Genomic DNA, 26524 nt, shown 5'->3' with positions numbered 1-26524 from the left:
GGCTTTTTCATGGATGGCCGACCGAGATCAGCTGCGGTGCTCATGCATGCGCGCCAGTTGACGTTCGAGCATCGACGGGTAGGGCTCGAGCAAGCGCTCCACGCAGCAGGCGCCTTCGGGGCTGGCGATGGGGCGGATGCGCGCACGTTGGCGGATCAGCGAATCGTCGCCGATCTGACGCTCGACCAGCAGCAGGTTGCGGCTGTGTTGCGACAGCGCCAGGGCATCCTGGGCCTTCTCGGCCATGAGCAGGTCGACCTGGTCTAGCCCGTAGAGATCGTCGTCCACCGTCAGACCCAGTTGCAGTTGCAGGGTGATGCCGCTGTCGGCCACCTCGATCTGCAAGGCGTGGCCCAGGGCACGTAGCAACTCGCCACAGCAGATGGCGTTGGTCAGGTAGTCGTCGCCGCACTGGCGGCTGTGGAACAGCAGCAGGGCGCTGCCGTCGTTGAGCGAGTGCAGCTCGCCTTCGTACAGCGAAACGGCCTGGTTCAGACACTCGCGGTAGCGCTCAAGCAGTTCGCCGAGACGGGTGCGCGGCAAGCGGCGCAGCTGCTCCTGCGAGCCCAGTTGCACGGCCAGCACGGCAGTGAACTGCGGCTCGCCGGGAGCCTCATGGAACGGCTGGACCACGGGCACGGGTTGTTCGTCGTCAAGCAGGCCGGCGAAGGCTTCGTCGTCGTCATCGTCGGCATGCACTTGGGTGCGCGCGCTCGGTTTGGGGATGGCGGCACGTTCGCGCAGGCTCAGCGGAGCGTCTTCGGCGGTCAGCGCGTCATCGTCTTCGTCGTCGTATTCGAACTCGGGTTCCAGCTCGGGCTCGGGCTCGGGCGGTGCCGGTGGCGCCAGGCGGGCATGCAACTGGCGGGCGAGGTCGCCGATTTCGTCGTGGCGCTCGGTGCCGGGGGTGAGGTGGTGCGGGTCGCGCAGCCAGACCCGCAACTGCAGCAGCGGGGTGCTGATGTAGCGGCCCAGGCGCAGGCTCAAGGTCAGCGCCAGGCACAGCAGGATGGCGGCCATGATGCCCATGCTCTGCAAGCTGATGAGCATCGGCTGCTGGAACTCGTTCATGTCCAGGCTGATGCGCAGCTGCCCGGCGGTGACGTCCTGGAAGGTGATCTTGCTCTGGTACAACCCTTCGGCTTCGCCCAGCAGGCCGTTGCGCGGACGCTCGCCGGCTTCGGCGAGGATGCGGTTGTCCACGCTGTAGATCGCGGCGTGGGCCACCAGCGGGTTCTTCACCAGGTTGCCCAGTAGCACGTTGAGGCTGAGGATGTCGTTGGCCACCAGCAGCTCGGTGGCCGAGGAGGCGGTCTGCAACGTCAGGCTCTGGCCGAGGGCGTCGGCCTGGTCGTGCATGGCCTGCTTGAATTGCAGGCCCATGACGCAGGCATAGATCACCAGCGCCAGCGCCACCATGAAAATGGTGTGGCTGGCGATGCGCAGAACCAAGGGAATGCGACGTTGGCGCAGGGCGCGAAAGAGCATCACGAAGAAGTTGTCGGGTTTGACGGGCGTGGGCCGGATCACAGCGCGGCTCTTTATGGCAAAAAGTGTGGGGCGGAGTATAGCGACACGTCATATGGCGGCAAAGTAGGCGATGTGCCCAGCGGTCACGGAAAATCGGTAGAATGCGCATTTTTCATCCTTTCGGAGCCAGGTCTTGCGCGAAATCGTCCTGATCAACATCACCGGTGAAGACCGACCCGGTCTCACTGCCGCCCTCACCGGCGTCCTGCTCCAGGGCGGTGTGAACATCCTCGACATCGGTCTTGCCGTCATGCACGGCACTTTGTCGTTCGGCATTCTGGTCGACCTGCCCGACAACGAAGTGGCCACCCACCTGTTGCAGAGCGTGCAGGCCAAGGCCCACGAACTGAACCTGCAGGCCCGCTACACGCCCATCTCCGAAGCCGATTACCAGCACTGGGCCGAAGGCCATGGCGATGCGCGGCACGTGGTCACGCTGCTCAGCCGGCAGATCACCCCCGCGCAGTTGCAGCGCGCCAGTGCGGTGATCTCCAAATATGGCATGACCATCGAGCGCATCGAGCGCCTGTCCGCGCGCATCGCCCTGGATGCGCCGGTCGACGGGAGCCGCTCGGCAGTGGAGATTTCCGTGCGCGGCGAGCCTTCCGACGTGCAGGCCCTGCGCGCCGAGTTCTTTGCCTTGTCGAGCGAGCTGGACGTCGACATCGCCTTCCAGAAGGACGACCTCTACCGGCGCAACCGTCGCCTGGCCGTGTTCGACATGGACTCGACGCTGATCGAGGCCGAAGTCATCGACGAATTGGCCAAGGCCGCCGGGGTCGGCGAGCAGGTCGCCGCCATCACCGAGCGGGCCATGCGTGGCGAGCTGGATTTCCGCGCCAGCTTCAAGGAGCGCATGGCGCTGCTCAAGGGCCTGGACGTGAGCGTGCTGGACCAGATCGGCGCCTCGCTGCGCCTGACCGAGGGTGCCGAAAACCTGTTCGCCGAACTCAAGCGCCTGGGCTACAAGACCGCCATCCTTTCCGGCGGCTTCAGCTACTTCGCCAAGCAGGTGCAGGCGCGCCTGGGCATCGACTATGTGTTCGCCAACGAACTGGACGTGGTCGATGGCAAACTGACCGGCGAAACCATCGAACCGATCGTCGATGCCCAGCGCAAGGCCGATCTGTTGCAGGAGCTGACCATCAAGGAGGGGCTGCAACTGGAGCAGACCATCGCCGTGGGCGACGGCGCCAACGACCTGCCGATGCTGGCGCTGGCCGGTTTGGGCGTGGCCTTCCGCGCCAAGCCGCTGGTGCGCCAGTCGGCCAAGCAGGCCATCTCCACCCTGGGGCTCGATGGCGTGTTGTATCTGCTCGGCTTGCGCGATCGCCAGACCCGCGTCTGACCCGCGCCACCCTCGAACGAAAACGCCCGGTACTGGATACCGGGCGTTTTCGTTGCTACGCAAAAAAGGAAGCGCAGCCCCGTAGGGCCACGCAGCGCATCAAGCCTGTTTCGGCATGGCCAGCAACTGGCCCATGCGTACGGCCGAACCCGCGCCGACATCGCCCCATTGCATCTGCTCGGGACCGAACAGCACCACCACCGTCGAACCCAGCTTGAAGCGACCCATTTCGGCGCCTTTCTCCAGGTGGATCGGCGCGCGGCTGGCTTCGTCGTAGCGCACGGTCTTCAGTTCGCGCTTGGGCGGCGTCACCAAACCGGCCCAGACCGTTTCCACAGACGCCACGATCATCGCGCCGACCAGCACCATGGCCATCGGCCCGCGCTCGGTGTCGAACAGGCACACCACGCGCTCGTTGCGGGCGAACAGCTCGGGGACGTTTTCCGCGGTGGTCTGGTTGACCGAGAACAGTTGGCCCGGCACGTAGACCATTTCGCGCAGGGTGCCGGCCAGCGGCATGTGCACGCGGTGGTAGTCCTTGGGCGAGAGGTACACCGTAGCGAACTCGCCGCCCATGAACGGCGCGGCCAGGGCCGGGTCGCCGCCGAGCAGTTCCTGGGCGCTGAAGCTGTGGCCCTTGGCCTGGAAGATGCGGCCGTGCTCGATCTGGCCCACCTGGCTGACGGCACCGTCGGCCGGGCAGAGGATGGCGCCGGGCGTGGGGTCGAGCGGGCGTGCTTCAGGCTTCAGGGCGCGGGTGAAGAAGGCGTTGAAGTGCTCGTAGGCGGTCAGGTCTTCGACCAGCGCCTGGGACATGTCGACCTGGTAGCGCTTGGCGAACCAGGCGGTGAAGGCGTTCTTGAACCAGCGCACGCGGCATTCGGCGACGCAGCCGGCCAGACGCGACAGCAGGTGGTGGGGCAGCAGGTACTGGCTGAGGATGAACAAGCGGGATTTCATTGGGTTTTCCTTAAACGTCTACAGGCGTGTCCGGGTGGTTGCCCCATTCGCTCCAGGAGCCGGCGTAGGCCTTGACCCTTGGATAGCCGAGGGCCTTGGCCACCAGATAAGTGAAGCCGGAACGGCGATGGCTCTGGCAGTGGGTGACCACTTCCTTGTCCGGGGTGATGCCGTGGGCGCGCAGCAGCTCGGCGACGTCGCGGCGGATGCGCAGGTGGTCGGCAGGGTCCATGGCTACGGTCCATTCCAGGTTGGTCGCCCCGGGAATGTGGCCGCCGCGGGCGGCGAGCACTTTGCGGCCGTCGAATTCCTCGGGCGCGCGCGCGTCCCAGATGGCGAGGTCCGCTGCGCCCAGGCGGCTTTGCAGGTATTCGCGGGTGGCGGTGGGTTCGGCGCGCAGCTGCAACGCCACGTCGCTGACGGCGTTGGCCGGCACTTCGGTCGACAGGGCGTCGGTGGGCCAGGCATGGATGCCGCCGTTGAGATAGTGGTAGCGGGTGTGGCCGATGACGTCGAGCAACCAGATGAAGCGGCCGGCCCAACTGCCGCCTTCTTCGTCGTACACCACGTACACCGCGTCTTCGCGGTGCCCGAGGTCGGCGAACAGCTTTTCCAGGGTGGCCTGACTCGGCAGCAAGCCCGGCGCCGGCGGTTGGCCAAGCTGCGTGCGCTTGCTGTCGACCCAGTGCGCACCAGGCACGTGCCCGGCGGCATAGCGGCTGGCGCTGGTCAGGTCGACCAGGATCAGCTCGGGTGCGTCCAGGCGCGGCAGCAGGTCGGCAACCTCGATCACCAGGGGCAAGCCGGAAAAGTCAGTCATCCAGGGTCTCCGAAAAATCAGGGGGCGATTGTAGCCCAGGTACAGGCGCGATACTCGATCGCGCGATGTGGGGCAGGGCCGGGAAGGTGTGCAGGCGCTGCGCGTGACGCCTCAGGCGCCGCGGTTGCCGAAGCTCGCCAGCGCGCGCTCGATGCAGGGCATGGTCTTGGCGAAGGCCTGCACGCCGACCTCGGACAAGGGGCGGGCGCCCTGGTCGGCCAGCACCAGCGCCACTACGTTGCCGTCGACCGCCAGCGAGCGCAACAGCAGGTGTTCGCTACGCAGCAACGGACGCAGCGGGGCAGGGAACAAGGGGGCGTACTGGCGATGGTTTTCCGGGGTCAGGCGCAGTTGCGCAGCCTGGCGCACCAGCCGTTCCAGCAGTTTGTTGCCGGTGGTGGGCAGGTTCACCGCCAGCATCTCCTTGGGCAGGCCGGCGATCTGCTGCACGCGCAGGCAATCGTTGGCGCGGTCGAACGCCAGCAGCATGACGCGGTTGAAGCCGCAGGCGACCAACGCATCGCGGGCCTGGGTGGCCAGGTGCACGGCATTGGTGAAGCGCGTGTTCTGCGCCAGCAGTTCGTTGCACAGGCTGCGCCAGTGCGCCAGTTCTTCGGCCGTAGGCGGCGGTGGCGTCAGCATGTCGGGGTGCGGGCGGCGTTGCTGCCAGGGCCAGAGCAGCGCCTCGGCCGGGTGGAACAGGCCCGGGCGCGCGTGCCGGCGGGCGCTGACCGCGGCCTGTTGGTGCACCTGGTTCTGCACGTCGTCCAGGCTGGTTTGCAGGTACAGCGCGGTGAGCAGTTGCCAGCGCAGCAGGTGCGGGTTGTCCCAGCCCACTTGCGCGGCCAGGGCCAGGTTGTTGGCCAGCAGCACTGTGTTGGCCGGCTGGTTGAACCAGCGGCGCAGACCGGGCTCTTCGTCCAGCCGGTGTTGCTGGACGAGGCTGTCCTGCTCGCGGGAGATGTTGATCGCCTGGGCCAGTTGCTCGCGTTCTTCGAGCAACAGGCGGTAGCCCTGGGTCACCCATTCGGGCAGCCGCCAATGCTCGGCCACCGCACGGCACAGGGCCATGATGCGTACGCCGAACAGTTCCTGCTCCACCTCGGCAGCGTCCTCGCCCTTGTGGATCACCCGTAGTTCCCAGTCGTCGAGCAGGGCGGGGAAGGTCAGGGCCAAGGGCCACAGGGGCGAGAGGAACAGCAGGCTGCCCCAGTGGATCTCCTGCCACAGTCGCGCCAGCCGGCTGGCGAACAGGCCGCTGGCCTGTTGGCTGGCATGCTGGCTGATCTGCACGAACTGGTTGAGCACCGGCGGCAGGTCGTCGCTTGGCACGGCGGGCAGCCGCGCCAGCAACTGCGCGCAGCGCGCCAGACCCAGGCGGTTGAGCGCCACTTCCAGGCTTTCGGCCGGTTCGGCCTGGCTGGCGTTGGCCGAATGGTTGGCCTCGCGCATCACCGACAGCACCAGTGCGGGGCTGCCCTGCAACAGTTCGGCGATGTCGCGCAGCGAGCGGCGGCTGTCGTTGATCGCCGACAGCACGCGGTCGTGGCTGTCTTTGGCCACCGGCAGGCGGACGCCGTCGAGCAGCTTGACCCACGCCTCTAACGTCGCTGGAACCTGACTCGGTACCCTGGTTTCACTTGGCATTTTGACATCAGTCCAAACTGGCTTTTCGCTAGGAGTGGCTATAGTCTGGCGCAGTTCTGCCGATAAGTAGAAGAAGAGTTTCAGAGCACCCCTCGCGGTCCTAGATCACCCACGTCAATACGTTGAATTTTATGGCAAAAATTATCGGCATCATCATCGTATTCGCCAGCGTGCTGGGCGGTTACGTGCTTTCCCACGGCAAGATCGCGGCGCTGATCCAGCCCTTCGAAGTGCTGATCATCGGCGGTGCCGCGTTGGGTGCGTTCATCCAGGCCAACCCCGGCCACATGACCATGCACGTCTTCAAGAAGTCGTTGAAGATGTTCAAGTCGCGCTTCAACCACGCTTTCTACCTGGAAATCCTCGGGCTGATCTACGAGATCCTCAACAAGAGCCGCCGCGAAGGCATGATGGCCATCGAGGCCGACATCGAAGACCCGGCCGCCAGCCCCATCTTCAGCAAATACCCGTCCATCGTCGGCGACGCGTCGATGATCGCCTTCATCTGCGACTACCTGCGCATCATGTCCACCGGCAACATGGCGCCGCACGAGCTCGAAGGCTTGTTCGACATGGAACTGTTGAACATGAAGGAAGAACTCGAACACCCCTCGCACGCAGTCACCGGCATCGCCGACGGCATGCCCGGTTTCGGCATCGTGGCCGCGGTACTGGGCATCGTGGTGACCATGGCCTCGCTGGGCGAAGGCGACCAGGCGGCCATCGGCATGCACGTGGGCGCGGCGCTGGTGGGGACCTTCTTCGGTATCCTCGCCGCCTACGGCTTCTTCGGTCCGCTGGCCAACTGCCTCAAGCACGACGCCAAGGAAGAGATCAACGTCTACGAGGCGATCAAGGCCTCGCTGGTGGCCTCGGCCTCGGGCATGCCGCCGACCCTGGCCGTGGAGTTCGGCCGCAAGGTGCTTTACCCGGGCCATCGCCCGAGCTTCTCGGAGCTGGAACAGTCGGTACGCGGTCGCTGAGTCATGGAGAACAACCAGCCCATCATCGTCAAGCGCGTCAAGCGCTTCGGCGACGGCCACCACGGCGGTGCCTGGAAGATCGCCTTCGCCGACTTCGCCACCGCCATGATGGCGTTCTTCCTGGTGCTGTGGCTGATGTCCACGGCCACCCCGGAGCAGAAGATCGCCATCGCCGGCTACTTCCAGGACCCGATCGGTTTCGCCGAAAGCGGCACGCCCTACGTCATCGACCTGGGCGGTTCGCCGGAAATGGCGCCGGACAAGACCATCAACCCCGAGCCGAAGATGGAGTCCACGCCGCCGCTCAACCCGCAGGTGAACAAGGACCAGATCGAGAGCATGGCCGAGCAGGTCGAGCGCGAGCGCCTCGAACTGCTGTTGCAGGAGTTGCAGAACAAGGTCAACGAGAACCCGGAGCTGCAGAAGTTCAAGGACCAGATCCTGTTCGAGATCACCCAGGACGGCCTGCGCATCCAGATCATGGACGCCGAGAACCGACCCATGTTCGACCTGGGCAGCGCGCGCTTGCAGCCGTATTTCGAAGACATCCTGCTGGCCATGGCCGACACCATCAAGGCGGTGCCGAACAAGATCAGCGTCAGCGGCCATACCGACGCCAAACCGTTCGTGGGCGGCGGCGGCTTCGGCAACTGGGAGCTGTCGGCCAACCGCGCCAACGCCGCGCGCCGCGCGCTGGTCGCCGGTGGTTACTCGGAGGATCAGGTGGCGCGGGTGGTGGGCTACGGTTCGTCGTCGTTGTTCGACCGCAAGGACCCGCTCAACCCGGTCAACCGGCGGATCGACATCGTGGTGCTGACCAAGAAGGCCCAGCGCGACATCGAGGGCGAGCAGGGCAGCCAGGCACCCGGCGACACCCCGCAAGGCACGCCGGCGCCCGGTGCCGCGGCCCCTGGCGCAGCACCGGCCGGCACCACGCCGGCGGGCGCTACGGCACCGCCCAGCGCCAGCCTCGATGGTGCGCAGCAGGCGCCCTTGCAACCGCGCGAGCTGCGCCAGAAGCTGAACATCTTCGAAGACGGCACGCTGCGCATGGAAGACAGCCAGGAGTAACCTGGCCGCCATCGACAGAGCGCTTGTCGTTTGTCGCGCCCAAAAGCACAACGCCCATGAACCGTGCCACGGTCATGGGCGTTGCGCGTTCAGCGGGCAGCGGTTGCCGAACTCAGTAGGTTTCCTGCGGCAAACTGGCGATGATCGAGCGGTAGCTGTTCATCCGTTGCTGCGAGATGCGCCCTTCCTCCAGCGCCTTGAGCAGTGCGCAGCCGGGCTCGCGGTCGTGCTTGCAGTCGCGGAAGCGGCAGGTGCCGAACAGGTCGCGGAACTCGATGAAGCCTTCCTCCACATCGACGTGGCTGACATGGCCCAGGCCGAATTCGCGGATGCCGGGGGAGTCGATCAGGTCGCCGCCATTGGGGAAGTGGTACAGGCGCGCGGTGGTAGTGGTGTGCGTGCCCTGGCCCGACCACTCCGACAAGTCGCCGACCCGGGTCTGCGCCAAGGGCAGCAGGCTGTTGACCAACGACGATTTGCCTACACCCGATTGGCCGACGAACACGCTGATATGCCCGTCGAGCAGGGCTTGCAGGCGCTGCATGCCGTCGCCCTGGTGCGCCGAGACTTCCAGCAGCGGGTAACCGAGGTCGCGGTACACCTGCAGCAAGGCGTTGAGCGCCGGGGCGTTGTGCTCGTCGATGAGGTCGGCCTTGTTCAACAGCAGCAGCGGGCGGATGCCGGCATGCTCAGCGGCCACCAGGTAGCGGTCGATGAGGTTGGGGTGCGGCTCGGGGGCCGGGGCGAAGACGATGACGATCAGATCGACGTTGGCCGCCACCGGCTTGAGCTGGCCGTGGTTGTTCGGCCGGCGCAGCTCGGTGGTGCGCGGCATCTGCGCGACGATCACGCCGATGCCCTGGTTGCCCGAGCGCCACACCACCCGGTCGCCGGTCACCAGCGCCGGCAGGTTGGCGCGCAGGTGGCAGCGGAACACTTCGCCGGCGTTGTCGCCCTCTTGCGCTTCGACCTCCACCTGCACACCGAAATGCGCGATGACCAGGCCCAACTGCTCGGGGCCCAGGTCGCCGCCTTCGAGTTCCTGCAATGCATGTTGCTCGCGTTTGGCGGCGCGCGCGGCGCGCTCGCCCTGGATCTTTTCGATGCGCCAGCTTTGCCGGCGATTGAGTTGGCGTTTGGCCATGAGGGTTCCGTTGTGGCGGCTTGGAGAAAACAGCGCGCAGTCTAGCACGGCGTGCCCTGCGCCGATTCGCTCGCTTCAGGCCGCACGCCGGCTAGGCTACTATGACTGGCTACCCGAGGAGCCTCTATGCCAAACCCACAGAACCTGATCTGGATCGACCTGGAAATGACCGGCCTGGATCCAGACAACGACGTCATCATCGAGATGGCCACCATCGTCACCGACAGCGATCTGAACACCCTGGCCGAAGGCCCGGTGATCGCCATCCACCACAGCGACGACGTGCTGGCGCGCATGGACGAATGGAACACCCGTACCCACGGCAATTCCGGTCTGACCCAGCGCGTGCGCGACAGCCGCATCAGCATGGCCGAGGCCGAAGCGCAGACCATCGCGTTCCTCGAACAGTGGGTGCCCAAGGGCAAGTCACCGATCTGCGGCAACAGCATCGGCCAGGACCGCCGCTTCCTCTATCGCCACATGCCGACGCTGGAAAGCTACTTCCATTACCGCAACCTCGACGTCTCCACCCTCAAGGAACTGGCGGCGCGCTGGGCGCCCCACGTGCGCGACAGCTTCCAGAAGGGCGGCACCCACCTGGCGCTGGACGACATCCGCGAATCGATCGCCGAGCTGCAGCACTACCGCGAGCATTTCATCAAGGTCTGAGCGGCGCGGGCAGCGATTGTCCCGCTGCCCCCTTCTGGTGCGCGGGCAGACTGGTTAGACTGCGCGCCTTTTGCCCACGGACCTGCGCCATGCTGCTGATGCTCTACCTCATCGCCATCACCGCCGAGGCCATGACCGGCGCGCTGTCGGCCGGTCGGCGCGGCATGGACTGGTTCGGCGTGGTGCTGATCGCCTGCGTCACCGCGCTCGGCGGCGGCTCGGTGCGCGACGTGCTGCTCGGGCACTACCCACTGACCTGGGTCAAGCACCCCGAATACCTGGTGCTGACCAGCCTGGCGGCGATCCTCACCATGTTCATCGCCCCGCTGATGCGCCGCCTGCGCACCCTGTTCCTGGTGCTCGATGCCTTGGGCCTGGTGGCCTTCACCCTGATCGGCTGCATGACCGCCCTGGAAATGGGCCAGGGCATGCTGGTGGCTTCGATCAGCGGGGTGATCACGGGCGTGTTCGGCGGCATCCTGCGCGACATCTTCTGCAACGACATCCCCCTGGTGTTTCGTCGGGAGCTGTACGCCAGCGTGTCGTTCGCCGCAGCCTGGTTCTACCTGGCGTGCGTGCACTTCCAGGTGCCGGCCGAGCAGTCCATGCTGCTGACCTTGTTCGGCGGCTTCCTGCTACGCCTGCTGGCGATCCGTTTCCATTGGGAAATGCCCAAATTCCACTACGACGATCAGCAGTAGACGCGGCGTTCACGCCTCGCTGCGCCGCCGGTGTTCGGCCAGCGCCCACTCGACGTGCTCCCTGACCAATGCCGAGGGGTACTCGCGGCGCGCGTTCAGCGCTTCGAGCACGGGGATGGTCGAAGGCGCGTTGCCCAGGCCCACCGCCAGGTTGCGCAACCAGCGCTCGTAGCCGGCGCGGCGTAGGGGCGAGCCTTCGGTGAGGCTGAGAAAGCGCGTTTCGTCCCACAGGAACAGCTCGGCCAGGTCGGCGTTGTCCAAGCCGTGGCGGGGCATGAAGTCGTTTTCCTGAGTGGTTTTGGCGAAGCGGTTCCACGGGCAGACGATCTGGCAGTCGTCGCAACCGAACACGCGATTGCCGATCAAGGGGCGCAGTTCCGCTGGAATGGCGCCTTTGAGTTCGATGGTCAGGTAGGAGATGCAGCGCCGCGCGTCGAGCACGTACGGGCCGACGAAGGCCTGGGTGGGGCACACTTCCAAACACGCGCTGCACCGTCCGCAGTGCTCGCTGGCCTGGGCGGCATCGACCGGCAACGGCAGGTCGACGAACAGCTCGGCGAGAAAGAAGTAGCTGCCGGCCTTGCGGTTGAGCAGCAGGGTGTTCTTGCCGATCCAGCCGAGCCCGGCTTCTTGGGCGAGGGCCTTTTCCAGCACCGGCGCGCTGTCGACGAAGGCGCGGTAGCCGAACGGGCCGATGGCCTGCTGGATGCGCTCGGCCAGGTGCTGCACGCGCTTGCGCACCAGCTTGTGGTAGTCGCGACCCAAGGCGTAGCGCGAGACGTAGGCTTTGTCGGGTTGGGCCAGCAATTGGGCCATGCGCGTGTCGCCGGGCAGGTAGTCCATGCGCAGCGAAACCACACGCAAGGTGCCGGGAATCAGTTCGGCAGGGTGCGAGCGCTTGCTGCCGTGGGCGGCCATGTAGTCCATTTCGCCGTGGTAGCCGGCGTCGAGCCAGCGCTCCAGGTGCTGTTCGTGCTCGCCAAGGTCTATGCCGGCGATGCCGACGTGGGCAAAACCGAGTTCGCGGCCCCAGTCTTTGATCGACTGGGTCAGTGTGGTGAGGTCGGGCAGGGAAGCGGACATGGATGGGTAAGGCAATACGGGCTCAGGTGCGTATAATTCTGCCAGACATCGGAGCCCTTGACCCTATGCCCCAGACCAAACACAGCCCCAACGCACCCCGCGTGCTGATCGGCGACGACCTTGCAGGCCCGGCGCCACGCCCGGCCGATGCCCACAAAGGCGATTTCGGCCACGTGCTGGTGGTCGGTGGCGACCTCGGCACCGGCGGCTCTGTGCTGCTCAGCGCCGAGGCCGCGCTGCGCTGTGGCGCCGGCCTGGTCAGCGTGGCCACGCGCCCGGAACATGTGCCGGCGAGCCTGGCGCGGCTGCCGGAAGCCATGTGCCTGGGCGTGCACTCGGCCAATCAACTGGTGGACGTGCTCGAGCGCGCCACAGTACTGGTGGTCGGTCCGGGCTTGGGCCAGGCCGCCTGGGGCCGCAGCCTGCTCTCGGTGGTGGCGCGCAGCGAGCAGATGCAGGTGTGGGATGCCGATGCGCTGAACCTGTTGGCGAGCCACCCGCTGGCCCTGCGGGCTGGCAGCATCCTCACGCCACACCCGGGCGAAGCCGCGCGGCTGTTAGGCATTTCCACTGAGGCCGTGCAGGCCGACCGGCCCTGGGCCGCCCGCACCTTGGCGCGCCGCCATTCCAGCATTTGCGTGCTCAAGGGCGCCGGCACCCTGATCGCCGCGCCAGGCGGGGAACTGGGGGTATGCGAACGTGGTCACTCTGCGATGGCCGGCGCCGGCTTCGGCGACGTGCTGACCGGCGTGCTGGCCGCGTTGCTGGCCCAGGGCCTGGACGCCTGGCAGGCGGCGTCGCTGGGTGTCTGGCTGCATGCCTGCGCGGGCGAACGGCTCGGCGGGCAGGGCAGGGGGCTGGCGGCCAGCGATGTGATACCGGTCATTCGAGAGTTGCTAGAGGAACATTCAACGTGTCAGGCATAACCCTTTTTCTTGCCGACGAGCCGGCCACTGTCGCCTTTGGCGCGCGCCTGGCCGCGGTCACGGGCGGCCACGGCAGCGTCTTTCTGGAGGGCGACCTGGGCGCCGGCAAAACCACCCTGTCCCGTGGGCTGATCCGCGGCCTGGGGCATACGGGGGCGGTGAAAAGCCCGACCTTCACCGTGGTCGAGCCGTACGAGATCGGCGCGCAGCGCGTCTACCATTTCGACCTGTACCGCCTGGCCGATCCCGAAGAGCTGGAGTTCATGGGCATCCGCGACTATTTCGCGGAAGAAGCCCTATGTCTGTTCGAATGGCCCGAAAAGGGTGCAGGCGTTTTGCCAAAGCCCGACCTGACCATTACCATGAGCGCCCAGGCGGGCGGACGCTCGCTGGTTCTGGCGCCACACAGCCCTCGTGGCCAAGCATGGTGTGCCGCTCTGGCCGCCGATAATCACAAGTGAGTGGGGTAGGTATGCGCATACGCGCACTGGCCGCCGTGGTTGGGCTGTTGCTCAGCACAGTGGCTTTGCAAGCGTTGGCCGTCACGCAGGTCAAGAGCATGCGCCTGTGGCGCGCGCCGGATAACACGCGGCTGGTCTTCGACCTGTCGGGCCCGGTGCAGCACAGCGTGTTCACCCTGAGCGCCCCGAACCGGCTGGTCATCGACATCAATGGCGCGACCCTCGGTGGCTCGCTGAACGCCGCCACCTCCAACACCCCGATCACCAGCGTGCGCTCGGCGCAGCGCACCCCGACCGACCTGCGCGTGGTCATCGACCTGAAAAAGGCCGTCACGCCCAAGAGCTTCACCTTGGCGCCCAACGCGCAGTACGGCAACCGTTTGGTGGTCGACCTGTACGACCAGGAAGCCGACGCCATCGCCGCCAGCACGCCGGCGCCTGCGCCGGTGACGAGCGTGATCCCGCCGGACAACACCCCAGCCGTGCCGGTCACCCCGGCGCGGCCGCAAATCAAGCTGCAGCCGGTGCCCAACGGCAAGCGCGACATCGTCGTGGCCATCGACGCCGGCCACGGCGGCGAAGACCCGGGCGCTTCCGGCTCGCGTGGCCAGCACGAGAAAGACATCGTGTTGCAGATCGCCAAGGAGTTGCAGCGCCAGATCAACAGCGAAAAAGGCTTCCGCGCCGAGCTGACCCGTACCGGCGACTACTTCATCCCGCTGCGCAAGCGCACCGAGATCGCCCGCAAGAAAGGCGCCGACCTGTTCGTCTCCATCCACGCCGACGCCGCGCCGTCCAAGGCCGCGTTCGGCGCCTCGGTGTTCGCCCTGTCCGACCGTGGCGCCACGTCCGAAACCGCACGCTGGCTGGCCGACACGGAAAACCGTTCCGACCTGATCGGCGGCGCGGGCAACGTCAGCCTGGACGACAAGGACCGCATGCTCGCAGGCGTGCTGCTCGACCTGTCGATGACCGCCACCCTCAGCTCCAGCCTCAACGTCGGGCAGAAGGTGCTGGGCAACATGGGCCGCATCACCTCGCTGCACAAGCAGCGCGTCGAGCAGGCCGGCTTCATGGTGCTCAAATCGCCAGACATCCCTTCGATCCTGGTGGAAACCGGCTTCATCTCCAATGCCAACGAAGCCAACAAGCTGGCCACGCCCAGCCATCAGCAGGCCCTGGCCCGCTCGATCCATACGGGGCTTCGGCAGTTCTTCCAGCAGAATCCGCCGCCAGGCACCTACATCGCCTGGCTGCGCGACAGCGGCAAGATCGCCCAGGGCCCGCGTGACCACACGGTGCGCCCTGGCGAGACCATGGCCATGATCGCCGTGCGCTATCAGGTCAGCGTGGCCAGCCTGCGCTCGACCAACGGCTTGCAGAGCGATGAGCTGAAAGTCGGCCAGCACCTGAACATTCCCGCCACTACGCTGGCGTCGCAATGATGGGCGGTGGAGCGCGCATCGAACTGCTCAGCCCGCGGCTGGCCAACCAGATCGCTGCGGGCGAGGTGGTCGAACGGCCCGCCTCGGTGGCCAAGGAGCTGTTGGAGAACAGCCTGGACTCCGGCGCGCGGCGCATCGACATCGAAGTGGAGCAGGGTGGCGTCAAACTGCTGCGCGTGCGCGACGATGGCGTCGGCATTTCCGCCGACGACTTGCCGCTAGCGCTGGCGCGCCATGCCACCAGCAAGATCCGCGAACTCGAAGACCTCGAAGGCGTGCTCAGCTTAGGCTTTCGCGGCGAAGCGCTGGCCTCGATCAGTTCCGTGTCGCGCCTGACCCTGACCTCGCGCACCGTCGACGCCAGCGAAGCCTGGCAGGTGGAAACCGAAGGCCGCGACATGGCGCCTCGGGTGCAACCGGCGGCGCATCCGGTCGGCACGTCGGTGGAAGTGCGCGACCTGTTCTTCAACACCCCGGCGCGGCGCAAGTTTCTCAAGACCGAGAAAACCGAGTTCGATCACTTGCAGGAAGTCATCCGGCGCCTGGCCCTGGCCCGTTTCGACGTGGGTTTCCATGTGCGCCACAACGGCAAGAGCGTGCTCAGCCTGCACGAGGCGTCGGACGAAGTCAGCCGCGCGCGGCGCGTGGGCGCCATTTGCGGGCCGGGTTTTCTGGAGCAGGCCCTGCCGGTGGACGTCGAGCGCAATGGCGTGCGCCTCTGGGGTTGGGTAGGGCTGCCGACCTTTTCCCGCAGCCAGGCCGACTTGCAGTACTTCTTCGTCAACGGCCGTGCCGTGCGCGACAAGCTGGTCGCCCATGCGGTACGCCAGGCCTATCGCGACGTGCTGTTCAACGGCCGGCATCCGACTTTCGTGCTGTTCCTCGAGCTCGAGCCGAGCGGCGTCGACGTCAACGTGCACCCGACCAAGCACGAAGTGCGTTTCCGCGAGGGGCGCATGGTGCACGATTTTCTCTACAGCACCCTCTATCGGGCGATTGCCGAGGTGCGTCCGGAAGACCAGCTGGCGGCGCCTGCTGCTGCCAGCGAAGGGGTACAGCCTACCGGGGTGCGCCCGACCGGATTGCAAGCCGGCGAGTTCGGCGGCCAGGGCGAGATGCGCCTGTCCGCCGCAACCCTGGAACAGCCCCAGGGGCAACCTTACGCCGCGCCCGCAGCGAACGGCGGTAGCGCAGGTGCGGGTTATGGCTACCAGTACACCCCGCGTGCGCCGCAGTCGATGCCGCTGGCCGAAGCCAAGGCGGTCTACCGCGAGTACTTCGCGCCCTTGACCAACGGCGCGCCCGCTACGGCGGCGCTGCCCGAACAGCAAGGCGACATTCCCCCGCTGGGCTTTGCCCTGGCGCAGCTCAAGGGCATCTACATCCTCGCCGAGAACGCCGTTGGCCTGGTGCTGGTGGACATGCACGCCGCCCATGAGCGGATCATGTACGAGCGCTTGAAGGTGGCCATGGCCAGCGAAGGGCTCAGCGGCCAGCCGCTGCTGGTGCCCGAATCCCTGGCCATGAGCCAGCGCGAGGCCGATTGCGCCGAAGAGCATGCGCAGTGGTTCCAGCGCCTGGGCTTCGAGCTGCAGCGCCTGGGCCCGGAAACCCTGGCCATCCGCCAGATTCCCGCGCTGCTCAAGCAGGCCGAGGCCAACCGGCTGGTGCAGGACGTGCTCGCCGACCTGATGGAATACGGCACCAGCGACCGCATCCAGGCGCACCTCAACGAGTTGCTCGGCACCATGGCCTGCCACGGCGCCATCCGCGCCAACCGCCGCCTGGCCCTGCCCGAAATGAACGCCCTGCTGCGCGACATGGAGACCACCGAGCGCAGCGGCCAATGCAACCACGGCCGGCCGACCTGGACCCAGATGGGTGTGGACGATCTGGATAAACTGTTCCTTCGCGGTCGATGACATGAGCGGCAACCCCCCTGCAATCTTCCTGATGGGCCCGACGGCGGCCGGCAAGACCGACCTGGCCATCGAACTCACCCGCCATCTGCCCTGCGAGCTGATCAGCGTCGATTCGGCGCTGGTCTATCGCGGCATGGACATCGGCACCGCCAAGCCCGACAAGGCGACTTTGGCCGCACATCCGCACCGGCTGATCGACATCCTCGACCCGGCGCAGAGCTATTCGGCGGCCGAGTTCCGGCGCGACGCCTTGCAGGCCATGGCCGAGATCAGCGCACGCGGCAACATCCCGCTGCTGGTCGGCGGCACCATGCTGTATTACAAGGCATTGCTCGACGGACTGGCGGACATGCCGGCCGCCGATGCCCAGGTGCGCGCCGAGCTCGAACACCTGGCACAGACCCAGGGCCTGGAGGCGCTGCACCGGCAGTTGGCCGAGGTCGATCCGGTGTCGGCCGCGCGCATCCACCCCAACGACCCGCAGCGCTTGATCCGGGCGCTGGAGGTGTACCGCGTCAGTGGCCTGAGCATGACCGCCCACCGCGCCCGTCAATTGGCTGAAAGTCGCGACGCAGACGCAGGCGCAGCCGGGCATTTACCCTATACTGTCGCCAGCTTGGCCATCGCGCCTACAGATCGTCACATTCTGCATCAGCGAATTGCGCTACGATTTTCTCAAATGCTGGAACAGGGCCTCGTCGGCGAGGTCCGAAAGCTGCGAGATCGAGCGGATCTGCACGCTGGTCTGCCGTCCATTCGGGCGGTGGGCTACCGTCAGGTCTGGGACCATCTCGATGGCAAACTGGATGAGAATGAGATGCAGGAACGCGGTATCATCGCCACGCGTCAATTGGCCAAGCGGCAGTTCACCTGGTTGCGCGGCTGGTCCGACGTACATTGGCTGGACAGTCTGGCCTGCGACAATCTGTCCCGCACCTTGAAATACCTGGGAAGCGTCTCCATATTGAGCTGAGTCCCCGCCTATTGCCGGCTATCCTTGCGAAGGTCGGCAGAATTCGTAGTTTTTCCAGAATTTCTATTATTGATCCTTACAGGAGTGCGGCATATGTCAAAAGGGCATTCGCTACAAGACCCTTACTTGAACACCTTGAGAAAAGAAAAGGTCCCGGTATCCATCTACCTCGTCAACGGGATCAAGCTGCAAGGCTCCATCGAATCCTTCGACCAGTTCGTGGTACTGCTGAAGAACACCGTCAGCCAGATGGTCTACAAGCACGCCATTTCCACTGTCGTCCCGGCCCGTCCGGTACGTCTGCCCAGCCCGTCCGATTCCGAGTCAGGTGACAGCGAACCAGGCAACGCCTGATAGGAGCCCGCATTGTTCTTTGAGCGCCACGGTGGTGGTGAACGGGCGTTGCTCGTTCACTTGGAAGGTCAGAACCCTGAGGCGCGCGAAGACCCGCAGGAGTTCCAGGAATTGGCGCTGTCGGCAGGCGCCGACATCGTCCAGCTGTCGACGGTGACGCGCCATCAGCCCACAGCCAAGTTCCTCATCGGCAGCGGCAAGGTCGAAGAGCTGCGCGACCTGGTCAAGGCCGAGCATGTCGACCTGGTCATCTTCAACCACACCCTCACCCCCAGTCAGGAGCGCAACCTCGAACGTGTGTTCGAGTGCCGCGTGCTCGACCGGACGGGGCTGATCCTCGACATCTTCGCCCAACGCGCCCGTACCCATGAAGGCAAGCTGCAGGTCGAACTGGCCCAGCTCGAGCACATGAGCACGCGCCTGGTGCGCGGCTGGACCCACCTCGAGCGGCAGAAGGGCGGCATCGGCATGCGCGGCCCGGGCGAGACCCAGCTGGAAACCGACCGTCGTCTGCTGCGCGTGCGTCTGCGCCAGATCAAATCGCGGTTGGAGAAGGTGCGCAGCCAGCGTGAGCAGGCCCGCCGCGGTCGGCGCCGCGCCGACATCCCTTCGGTGTCCCTGGTGGGCTACACCAACGCCGGCAAGTCGACGCTGTTCAACGCCCTGACTTCCTCGGACGTGTACGCCGCCGACCAGCTGTTCGCCACCCTCGACCCGACCCTGCGGCGCCTGGAGCTCAAGGACCTCGGTCCGATCGTGCTGGCCGACACCGTAGGCTTCATTCGGCACCTGCCGCACAAGCTGGTCGAAGCGTTCCGCGCAACGCTCGAGGAATCGAGCAACTCCGACCTGCTGCTGCACGTGATCGACGCCCATGAGCCCGAGCGCATGGAACAGATCGAACAGGTGCTGGAAGTGCTGGGCGAGATCGGGGCCGAAGGCTTGCCGATCCTCGAGGTGTATAACAAACTCGACCTGCTCGAAGAGGTCGAGCCGCAGATCCAGCGCAATGCCGACGGCAAGCCGGAGCGGGTCTGGGTATCGGCGCGCGATGGACGTGGCCTGGAACTGGTGGGCCAGGCGATCGCCGAGTTGCTGGGCGACGACCTGTTCGTCGGTACCTTGCGCCTTGGGCAGCAATTCGCCCGTTTGCGTGCGCAGTTCTTCTCAATGGGCGCCGTGCAGAGCGAGGCTCACGACGAAGACGGCAGCAGCCTCTTGAGCGTGCGTCTGCCCTGGGTGGAGCTCAATCGTTTGGTCACCCGAGACGGGCACGAGCCACAAGCGTTCGTTGCGCAACACACTTTGCAATAAATGCCCGAGGCAGTGTTCGGGCAGTGATATCAGGCATTCTGTAGCATTGGCCGGCGCGCCGTGGGCGCGTCTTTGCTTTATCAGATGGAGAGCGCTATGGCTTGGAATGAGCCGGGTGGCAACTCGAACAATCAAGATCCCTGGGGCGGTCGACGCGGTGGCGGCGGCGGCGGTGGCGACAAAAAGGGACCACCGGATCTCGACGAGGCCTTCCGCAAGCTGCAAGACAGCCTCAATGGCATGTTTGGCGGCAAGAAACGCAGTGGCGGTGGCGGTGGCGACCGCAACGCCGGCAAGGGTGGCGGCCTGGGCCTGTTGGGCATCGGCCTGGCCGTGCTGGCGGCCATCTGGCTGTACAGCGCGGTGTACGTGGTCGACGAGCAGGAGCAGGCCGTCGTGCTGCGCTTCGGCAAGTACCACGAAACCGTGGGGCCTGGCCTGAACATCTACTTCCCGCCGATCGATCGCAAGTACATGGAGAACGTCACGCGCGAGCGGGCCTACACCAAGCAGGGGCAGATGCTCACCGAAGACGAGAACATCGTCGAGGTGCCGCTGACCGTGCAGTACAAGATCTCCAACCTGCAGGACTTCGTGCTCAACGTCGACCAACCCGAGATCAGCCTTCAACATGCCACCGACAGCGCCTTGCGCCACGTGGTGGGCTCGACCTCCATGGACCAGGTGCTGACCGAAGGCCGTGAACAGATGGCCGTGGACATCCGCGAACGTTTGCAGCGTTTCCTCGACACCTACCGCACCGGCATCACCGTCACCCAGGTCAACGTACAGAGCGCGGCAGCCCCGCGCGAAGTGCAGGAAGCCTTCGACGACGTGATCCGCGCCCGCGAAGACGAGCAACGCGCCCGCAACCAGGCCGAATCCTACGCCAACGGCGTGGTGCCGGAGGCCCGTGGTCAGGCGCAGCGCATCATCGAGGACGCCAACGGCTACCGCGACGAAGTCATCGCCCGCGCCAAGGGTGAGGCTGACCGCTTCACCAAGCTGGTCGCCGAGTACAACAAGGCCCCCGACGTCACCCGTCAGCGCCTGTACCTGGAAACCATGCAAGAGGTCTACAGCAACACCAGCAAGGTCTTGATCTCGACCAAGGACGGGCAGAACAACCTGCTCTACCTGCCGCTGGACAAGATGGTCGAAGGCAGCCGCAACGCGCCTAGCACCTCGGCCAGTGCGTCGTCGTCGAACGACGCCGCTGCGGCCCGTGCCGCGCAGGACTCGCAATCGCAACAACAGGCGCCACGCACCAGGGAGAGCCGCTGATGAGCAATAAATCGCTGTTCGCCCTGATCGCCCTCGTGGTGGTCGTCATCGTCGGTTGGAACTGCTTCTACATCGTCGCGCAAACCGAGCGTGCGGTGATGCTGCAGTTCGGTCGCGTAGTCCAGGCCGATGTCCAGCCTGGCCTGCATGTGAAGGTGCCGTACGTCAACCAGGTGCGCAAGTTCGACGCCCGCCTGATGACTCTCGACGCCCCCACCCAGCGCTTCCTGACCCTCGAGAAGAAGGCCGTGATGGTCGACGCCTACGCCAAATGGCGGGTCAAGGATGCCGAGCGTTACTACACCGCCACCTCCGGTATGAAGCAGATCGCCGACGAGCGTCTTTCGCGTCGTCTGGAAAGTGGCCTGCGTGACCAGTTCGGTAAACGTACGCTGCATGAAGTGGTGTCCGGTGAACGTGACGCGCTGATGGCCGACATCACCGCCTCGCTGAACCGGATGGCCAACAAGGAGCTGGGTATCGAAGTCATCGACGTGCGCGTCAAGGCCATCGACCTGCCCAAGGAAGTCAACCGCAGCGTGTTCGACCGCATGAGCACCGAGCGTGAGCGTGAAGCCCGCGAGCACCGCGCCAAGGGTAACGAGCTGGCCGAAGGCATCCGTGCCGACGCCGATCGCCAACGCCGCGTGCTGCTGGCCGAAGCCTACCGCGAAGCGGAAGAAACCCGTGGTGATGGCGACGCCCAGTCGGCCGCCATCTACGCCAAGGCCTATGGCCAGAACGCCGATTTCTATGCGTTCTACCGTAGCCTGCAGGCTTACCGCGAAAGCTTCTCCAGCAAGAGCGACGTGCTGGTCCTGGACCCGAAGAACGAGTTCTTCCGCTACCTGGACAAGAGCAAGCCGTAAGCGATCCACCTCCGCCGGGCAGCTAAAACGCCCGGCGGGGTGCATCCCGAATGAAAAGGGGTGTATGATCGGGCAGCCGGGAAATTCCCGGCTTTTTTGCGTCTGCAAGGTCCATTCGCGTTACGCGCCGGGCCTGTTTCGTCAAGGCGCAACGTATTCACAGGGTCGTTGGTACGGTGGCAGCGCTGGGCTCAGTGCTGCCCGCTGTTGTGCGCCAACGCCTGCTTCAATCAAGGCTGCCCACGGGCAGACCGCCCGGACCAGAGGGGAAATGGCGTCATGGCAACGGTAGACCGCTGGCTTCTGCCAGATGGCATCGAGGAAGTCCTGCCACCTGAAGCGGCGCGCATCGAAATCGCGCGCCGCCAGGTGTTGGACCTGTTCCAGAGCTGGGGTTACGAACTGGTCGTCACCCCCCATATCGAGTACCTGGAATCGCTGCTGACCGGCGCCGGCCAGGACCTGGATCAGCGCACCTTCAAGGTGGTCGATCCTCAGTCCGGTCGCCTGATGGGCTTCCGCGCCGACTTCACCCCGCAGGTGGCGCGCATCGATGCCCACACACTGCGCCGCGAAGGCCCCAGCCGCCTGTGCTATGCCGGCAGCGTGCTGCACGCCCAGCCACGCGCACTGTCCACCTCGCGCAGCCCGATCCAGTTGGGCGCCGAGCTGTACGGCGATGCCAGCCCGACCAGCGACGTCGAAGTCATCAGCCTGATGCTCGCCACGTTGCAACTGACCGACGTCGCCGATGTGCACATGGACCTCGGCCACGTCGGTATCTACCGCGGCCTGGCGCGTGCCGCCGGGTTGTCCGGCGCGGTCGAGCAGCAATTGTTCGATGCCCTGCAACGCAAGGCGGTCGATGAAGTGCACGTGCTGACCACCGGCCTGCCGCACGACCTGAGCGCCATGCTGCGCGCCCTCACCGAGCTGTGCGGCAGCCGCGAAGTGCTCAACGAAGCGCGCGTGCGCCTGGGCCGTGCCCCGGCCAGCGTACTGGCGGCGCTCGACGACCTGCTCGCCATCGCCGATCGTCTGGCCGCGCGCTACCCGGACCTGCCGCTGTACTTCGACCTCGGCGAATTGCGCGGCTACAACTACCACACCGGTGTGGTGTTCGCGCTGTTCGTGCCGGGCGTGGGCCAGTCCATCGCCCAAGGCGGTCGCTACGACGACATCGGCGCCGACTTCGGTCGCGCCCGTCCGGCCACGGGCTTTTCCACCGACCTCAAGACCCTGGTGACCTTGGGTCGCGCCGAGGTGCAGTTGCCCAGCGGTGGCATCTGGATGCCCGACAGCAACGACGCCGGGCTCTGGCAGCAGGTCTGCCAACTGCGTGGTCAGGGCCAGCGCGTGGTCCAGGCCCTGCCGGGCCAGCCGCTGAGCGCGGCGGTGGAGGCCGACTGCGATCGGCAATTGATTCAGCAAGACGGGCACTGGCAGGTACTGCCGCTCGCCCTTTAGTTTCTGCGTCGGCCGTAGCCGGCACCAAGTTTGCGAATGAGGACAAGTATCATGGGTAAGAATGTCGTCGTCCTGGGCACCCAGTGGGGTGATGAGGGCAAAGGCAAGATCGTCGATCTGCTGACCGAACACGCCGCTGCCGTAGTGCGCTACCAAGGCGGCCACAACGCAGGCCACACCCTGGTGATCGACGGTGAGAAGACCGTCCTGCACCTGATCCCTTCGGGCATCCTGCGCGAAGGCGTGCAGTGCCTGATCGGCAACGGTGTGGTGGTCGCACCCGACGCGCTGATGCGCGAAATCACCAAGCTCGAAGAAAAGGGCGTGCCGGTGCGCGAGCGTCTGCGCATCAGCCCGGCCGCGCCGCTGATCCTGGCCTACCACGTTGCCCTTGACCAGGCTCGCGAAAAAGCCCGTGGCGAAGCCAAGATCGGCACCACCGGCCGTGGCATCGGCCCAGCCTACGAAGACAAGGTCGCGCGCCGCGGCCTGCGCGTGGGCGACCTGTTCCACCGCGAGCGTTTCGCCGCCAAGCTCGGGGAACTGCTGGACTACCACAACTTCCAGCTGGTCAATTACTACAAAGAGCCGGCCATCGACTTCCAGCAGACCCTGGACGAGTGCATGGAATACGCCGAGCAGCTCAAGCCGATGATGCTCGACGTCACCGCCGAACTGCACAACCTGCGCCGTGCCGGCAAGGACATCATGTTCGAAGGCGCGCAGGGCTCGCTGCTCGACATCGACCACGGCACCTACCCCTACGTCACCAGCTCCAACACCACTGCCGGCGGCATCTCCACCGGCTCCGGCGTGGGCCCGATGTACATCGACTACATCCTCGGCATCACCAAGGCCTACACCACCCGCGTCGGCTCCGGTCCGTTCCCTACCGAGCTGTTCGACGACACCGGCGCCACCCTGGCCAAGCGCGGCCACGAGTTCGGCTCCACCACCGGCCGTGCCCGTCGTTGCGGCTGGTTCGATGCGGTCATCCTGCGTCGCGCCATCGACGTCAACAGCATCTCGGGCATCTGCCTGACCAAGCTGGACGTGCTGGACGGCCTGGAAACCATCAACATCTGCGTGGGCTACAAGAACGCCGAAGGCGCTGTGATCGAAGCGCCGACCGACGCCGACAGCTACATCGGCTTGCAGCCGGTGTACGAGACGCTGCCGGGCTGGAGCGAGTCGACCCTGGGCGTGAAGAGCCTCGACGGCCTGCCAGCCAATGCGCGTGCCTACATCACCCGCATCAAGGAACTGATCGGCGCGCCGATCGACATCATCTCCACCGGCCCGGACCGCAACGAAACCATCGTGCTGCGCCATCCGTTCGCCTGATCCGCCTCGGCTGATCGACCAGACGCCGCGCTCCCGAAAGGGGCGCGGCGTTTTCGTATCTGCCGGTAAATCCCGGGCCGACGAAGACCGAGGCGGCTTTTCAGACAAGCCTTAGACCTTCGCGTAAACGACGCCGTTAACGGCATAACCCTTGCTGTAAGAAATTTCTGTCGATGCCATCAAAATAGTGGCGCCAGAAACACGAGGGTTACGCCGTGTCTGCCATCCTTTCATTGTTACGAAGCCGCCTGTTGCGGCCTGTGTTTGTTGCTCTGGGTATCGCTTTGCTGGTTCAGGTGCTGGTCGCGGTGGTGCTGACCCGCAGCACCGTCACCTCGCTGGAGTCGGACCTGGAGAAGCGTTTCGGCGACGACAGCCGCGAGCTGGCCAACGAGCTGCAACAGGCCGGGCAGGAAGTGCGCTCGGGCCTGGACGGGTTGTCCGACAGCACCCGGCAGCGGCTGAGCGCCGGCTTGTCTGCCCGTTTGCAGAGCGAACAGCAGCAGTTGCGCACCACCTTGGAGAACAACCTCAAGGAGTCGGCCAACGACATGGCGCAATTGCTCGCCTCGGTGGCGCCGCGGGCGATCTGGGACAACGACGTACCGGTGCTGTCGGACTTCGCCCGGCGCGCGCAGCGCAACCCCAACGTGCTGTTCGTGATCTACGACGACGCCCAGGGCCAGCATCTGACCCGCTACCTCAACCGGCAGAACCCGATCAATCAGGCGTTGCTGGAAAAGGGCCAGGGCGAGCGCGCGCTGGACAAGGTGCTGGAGGCGGCGCGTCGCGACCCTGCGGTGTATTTCGTCGAGGCTTCGATCAACCCCAACGGCGTCGAGATCGGCAAGGTGCTGATGGGGGTGTCCACGGCCGCCATCGACAACGAACTCAAGGCCCTCGACCAGCGTTTCGCCGCCTTGATCGGCAGCGGCGGCCAACTGGTCGAAGAAAGCCTGGCCGGCGCGGCCTCGGACAGCGGCAACGTACTGCGCCAGCGTCTGGAAAAAGCCCAGGCCAGTGCCGCCGCCATGCAGGCCAGCACCGCCGAGTCGGTGCGCCAGGCCGCCAGCGAGTTGCGCTGGCGCATCGGCCTGACGCTCGCGGTGATTGGCTTGGGCGTGTTGTTGCTGGTGGCTGTGGTGCTGGGCCGTCGGGTGTTGAGCAAGGTGCGGTTGCTGATCGCCGCGCTCGACGACCTGGCCGCCGGCGAGGGCGACTTGACCCGTCGCGTGCCGCTCGACAGCCGCGACGAGCTGGGCGACATGGCCTCGGCGGTCAACCGTTTCATCGACAAACTGCAACCGATCGTGCGCGAGGCGGGCGCCGTCGCACAACGTACCGGTGTCGAGATCGATGCCATGGCCCAGCGCAATGCGGGTGCCGACACGGCCGCCGCGTTGCAGCGCGACGAGGTGGCCGCCAGCCTGCGCGACCTGTCGAGCATGGCCGACGAGGCCCAGGCGGAAAGCCAGGCCATGCAAGCGGCCTTGCAGCAGGTGGTGGACATTCGCCAGGCCACCGACGAGAACAGCCGCAGCTCCACGCAACTGGCCGGCCTGATCGAGAATCTGGCGGGGCAGGTGGACACCGGCTCCCAGGTGATCGAGCGCCTGGCCCAGCAGAGCCAGCAGATCGAAGTGGTGCTGACGGTGATCCATGGCATCGCCGAGCAAACCAACCTCCTGGCGCTGAACGCGGCCATCGAAGCCGCCCGTGCCGGCGAGACCGGGCGTGGCTTCGCCGTGGTGGCCGACGAGGTGCGTGCCCTGGCGAGCAAGACGCAGAGCTCCACAGGCGATATCCAGGCGCACATCGTTGCATTGCAGAAGGGTGCCAAGGAAGCCGTGGCCACCATTGGGCAGGCCGGCATCAAGGCCAGCGAAGGCCTGTTGGTGCTGCGTGAGAACGAGCGCCGCCAGCAATCGGTGCAGACAGCGGTGGAGCAGGTGCACGCCGCCATCGGCCTGGCCACCCGCGCGGCCGAACAACAGGCCAATGGTGCGCAAGCGGTGCGCGGACGGGTGGAGACCATCCATGCGCAGGCCGAGCGTTCGGCAGCGGTGGTGATGCAGACCACCGCCAGCAGCAAGGTGCTGGACGACCTGGCAGGCCAGTTGCGGGCCAGCCTCGGTCAGTTCAAGGCTTGAGGTGCGCAGGCGTTCGAGGCGGTCTGGCCGTCTCGAACGTTGCGAGGGAGGAGATTTGA

The 26524-nt window shown here is 65.8% G+C and carries 23 protein-coding genes; 17 read left to right on the top strand and 6 right to left on the bottom strand.

Translation table 11 applies throughout. The features are described 5' to 3' along the window. Positions 1-27 precede the first annotated feature (27 nt). Positions 28-1530, bottom strand: a complete 1503-nt coding sequence (locus B4M43_RS08575; protein ID WP_296266070.1) for a histidine kinase — start codon at positions 1528-1530, stop codon at positions 28-30. Between the two features lie 133 nt (positions 1531-1663). Here B4M43_RS08575 and serB point away from each other — a divergent pair, with 133 nt between their 5' ends. Further along, positions 1664-2878 carry a phosphoserine phosphatase SerB gene (gene serB, locus B4M43_RS08570; RefSeq protein WP_296266068.1) on the top strand — a complete coding sequence of 405 codons (1215 nt, stop codon included), beginning with the start codon at positions 1664-1666 and terminating at the stop codon, positions 2876-2878. Between the two features lie 99 nt (positions 2879-2977). Here the strand turns inward: serB and asd are convergent, their stop codons facing one another. The 3 genes from asd to B4M43_RS08555 form a co-directional block, all read right to left on the bottom strand. Next, positions 2978-3838, bottom strand: a complete 861-nt coding sequence (asd, locus tag B4M43_RS08565) for an archaetidylserine decarboxylase (protein ID WP_296266066.1) — start codon at positions 3836-3838, stop codon at positions 2978-2980. Positions 3839-3848: 10 nt separating this feature from the next. After that, positions 3849-4658 carry a rhodanese-like domain-containing protein gene (locus B4M43_RS08560; RefSeq protein ID WP_296266064.1) on the bottom strand — a complete coding sequence of 270 codons (810 nt, stop codon included), beginning with the start codon at positions 4656-4658 and terminating at the stop codon, positions 3849-3851. 111 nt (positions 4659-4769) lie between these two features. Continuing rightward, complete coding sequence (locus B4M43_RS08555; protein ID WP_296266063.1) at positions 4770-6305, bottom strand: HDOD domain-containing protein; 1536 nt, start codon at positions 6303-6305, stop codon at positions 4770-4772. A gap of 131 nt (positions 6306-6436) precedes the next feature. Between B4M43_RS08555 and motA the strand changes: the two genes are divergently transcribed. Then, entirely contained in the window at positions 6437-7288 is an 852-nt protein-coding gene (motA, locus tag B4M43_RS08550; protein ID WP_296266061.1) for a flagellar motor stator protein MotA, read from the top strand. A 3-nt stretch (positions 7289-7291) separates the two neighbouring features. After that, positions 7292-8359 (top strand): flagellar motor protein MotB, encoded by a 1068-nt coding sequence (gene motB, locus B4M43_RS08545; protein WP_296266059.1) that lies wholly within the window; start codon positions 7292-7294, stop codon positions 8357-8359. A gap of 112 nt (positions 8360-8471) precedes the next feature. Here motB and rsgA read toward each other — a convergent pair whose 3' ends face one another. Then, the gene (gene rsgA / locus B4M43_RS08540) at positions 8472-9503 is read right to left on the bottom strand and encodes a small ribosomal subunit biogenesis GTPase RsgA (RefSeq protein ID WP_296266057.1); all 1032 of its coding nucleotides are present in this window, start codon (positions 9501-9503) and stop codon (positions 8472-8474) included. Positions 9504-9629: 126 nt separating this feature from the next. On the opposite strand from rsgA, the gene orn reads away from it, so the two are divergent. After that, positions 9630-10172 carry an oligoribonuclease gene (orn, locus tag B4M43_RS08535; protein WP_296266054.1) on the top strand — a complete coding sequence of 181 codons (543 nt, stop codon included), beginning with the start codon at positions 9630-9632 and terminating at the stop codon, positions 10170-10172. A gap of 89 nt (positions 10173-10261) precedes the next feature. Beyond that, positions 10262-10873: a trimeric intracellular cation channel family protein gene (locus tag B4M43_RS08530; protein ID WP_296266052.1), complete on the top strand. Its 612-nt coding sequence runs from the start codon at positions 10262-10264 to the stop codon at positions 10871-10873. Positions 10874-10882: 9 nt separating this feature from the next. Here the strand turns inward: B4M43_RS08530 and queG are convergent, their stop codons facing one another. Then, positions 10883-11956, bottom strand: a complete 1074-nt coding sequence (gene queG, locus B4M43_RS08525; RefSeq protein ID WP_296266051.1) for a tRNA epoxyqueuosine(34) reductase QueG — start codon at positions 11954-11956, stop codon at positions 10883-10885. A 65-nt stretch (positions 11957-12021) separates the two neighbouring features. Between queG and B4M43_RS08520 the strand changes: the two genes are divergently transcribed. The 12 genes from B4M43_RS08520 (at position 12022) to B4M43_RS08465 (ending at position 26465) form a co-directional block, all read left to right on the top strand. After that, entirely contained in the window at positions 12022-12882 is an 861-nt protein-coding gene (locus B4M43_RS08520; protein ID WP_296266049.1) for an NAD(P)H-hydrate dehydratase, read from the top strand. Then, positions 12870-13343 (top strand): tRNA (adenosine(37)-N6)-threonylcarbamoyltransferase complex ATPase subunit type 1 TsaE, encoded by a 474-nt coding sequence (tsaE, locus tag B4M43_RS08515; protein ID WP_296266047.1) that lies wholly within the window; start codon positions 12870-12872, stop codon positions 13341-13343. The genes B4M43_RS08520 and tsaE overlap by 13 nt, the downstream gene beginning before the upstream one ends. Positions 13344-13354: 11 nt before the next feature. Next, positions 13355-14788, top strand: coding sequence for an N-acetylmuramoyl-L-alanine amidase (locus B4M43_RS08510; RefSeq protein WP_296266045.1), 1434 nt, complete (start codon positions 13355-13357; stop codon positions 14786-14788). Further along, entirely contained in the window at positions 14788-16710 is a 1923-nt protein-coding gene (gene mutL / locus B4M43_RS08505; protein ID WP_296267287.1) for a DNA mismatch repair endonuclease MutL, read from the top strand. Before B4M43_RS08510 ends, mutL begins: the two co-directional genes overlap by 1 nt. Position 16711: 1 nt before the next feature. Next, complete coding sequence (miaA, locus tag B4M43_RS08500) at positions 16712-17683, top strand: tRNA (adenosine(37)-N6)-dimethylallyltransferase MiaA (RefSeq protein ID WP_296266043.1); 972 nt, start codon at positions 16712-16714, stop codon at positions 17681-17683. A gap of 93 nt (positions 17684-17776) precedes the next feature. Next, positions 17777-18037, top strand: coding sequence for an RNA chaperone Hfq (gene hfq, locus B4M43_RS08495; protein ID WP_028631835.1), 261 nt, complete (start codon positions 17777-17779; stop codon positions 18035-18037). Positions 18038-18049: 12 nt separating this feature from the next. Beyond that, entirely contained in the window at positions 18050-19351 is a 1302-nt protein-coding gene (hflX, locus tag B4M43_RS08490) for a ribosome rescue GTPase HflX (RefSeq protein WP_296266038.1), read from the top strand. A gap of 96 nt (positions 19352-19447) precedes the next feature. After that, on the top strand, positions 19448-20635 hold the full coding sequence (hflK, locus tag B4M43_RS08485) for an FtsH protease activity modulator HflK (protein ID WP_296266036.1): 1188 nt from the start codon (positions 19448-19450) through the stop codon (positions 20633-20635). Further along, on the top strand, positions 20635-21504 hold the full coding sequence (hflC, locus tag B4M43_RS08480; RefSeq protein ID WP_296266034.1) for a protease modulator HflC: 870 nt from the start codon (positions 20635-20637) through the stop codon (positions 21502-21504). Before hflK ends, hflC begins: the two co-directional genes overlap by 1 nt. 279 nt (positions 21505-21783) lie before the next feature. Beyond that, a complete protein-coding gene (locus B4M43_RS08475) occupies positions 21784-22971 on the top strand; it encodes an ATP phosphoribosyltransferase regulatory subunit (protein WP_296266032.1) in 1188 nt (395 codons plus the stop codon). A gap of 51 nt (positions 22972-23022) precedes the next feature. Then, positions 23023-24315 (top strand): adenylosuccinate synthase, encoded by a 1293-nt coding sequence (locus tag B4M43_RS08470; RefSeq protein ID WP_296266029.1) that lies wholly within the window; start codon positions 23023-23025, stop codon positions 24313-24315. Positions 24316-24530: 215 nt separating this feature from the next. Continuing rightward, positions 24531-26465 (top strand): methyl-accepting chemotaxis protein, encoded by a 1935-nt coding sequence (locus B4M43_RS08465; RefSeq protein WP_296266027.1) that lies wholly within the window; start codon positions 24531-24533, stop codon positions 26463-26465. Positions 26466-26524: the final 59 nt, after the last annotated feature.

This window comes from Pseudomonas sp. UBA6562 (assembly GCF_002434265.1).
Classification (GTDB): domain Bacteria; phylum Pseudomonadota; class Gammaproteobacteria; order Pseudomonadales; family Pseudomonadaceae; genus Aquipseudomonas.
The sequence above is the reverse complement of the archived record's forward strand: the minus strand, read 5'-3'. Positions and strand labels throughout refer to the sequence as shown.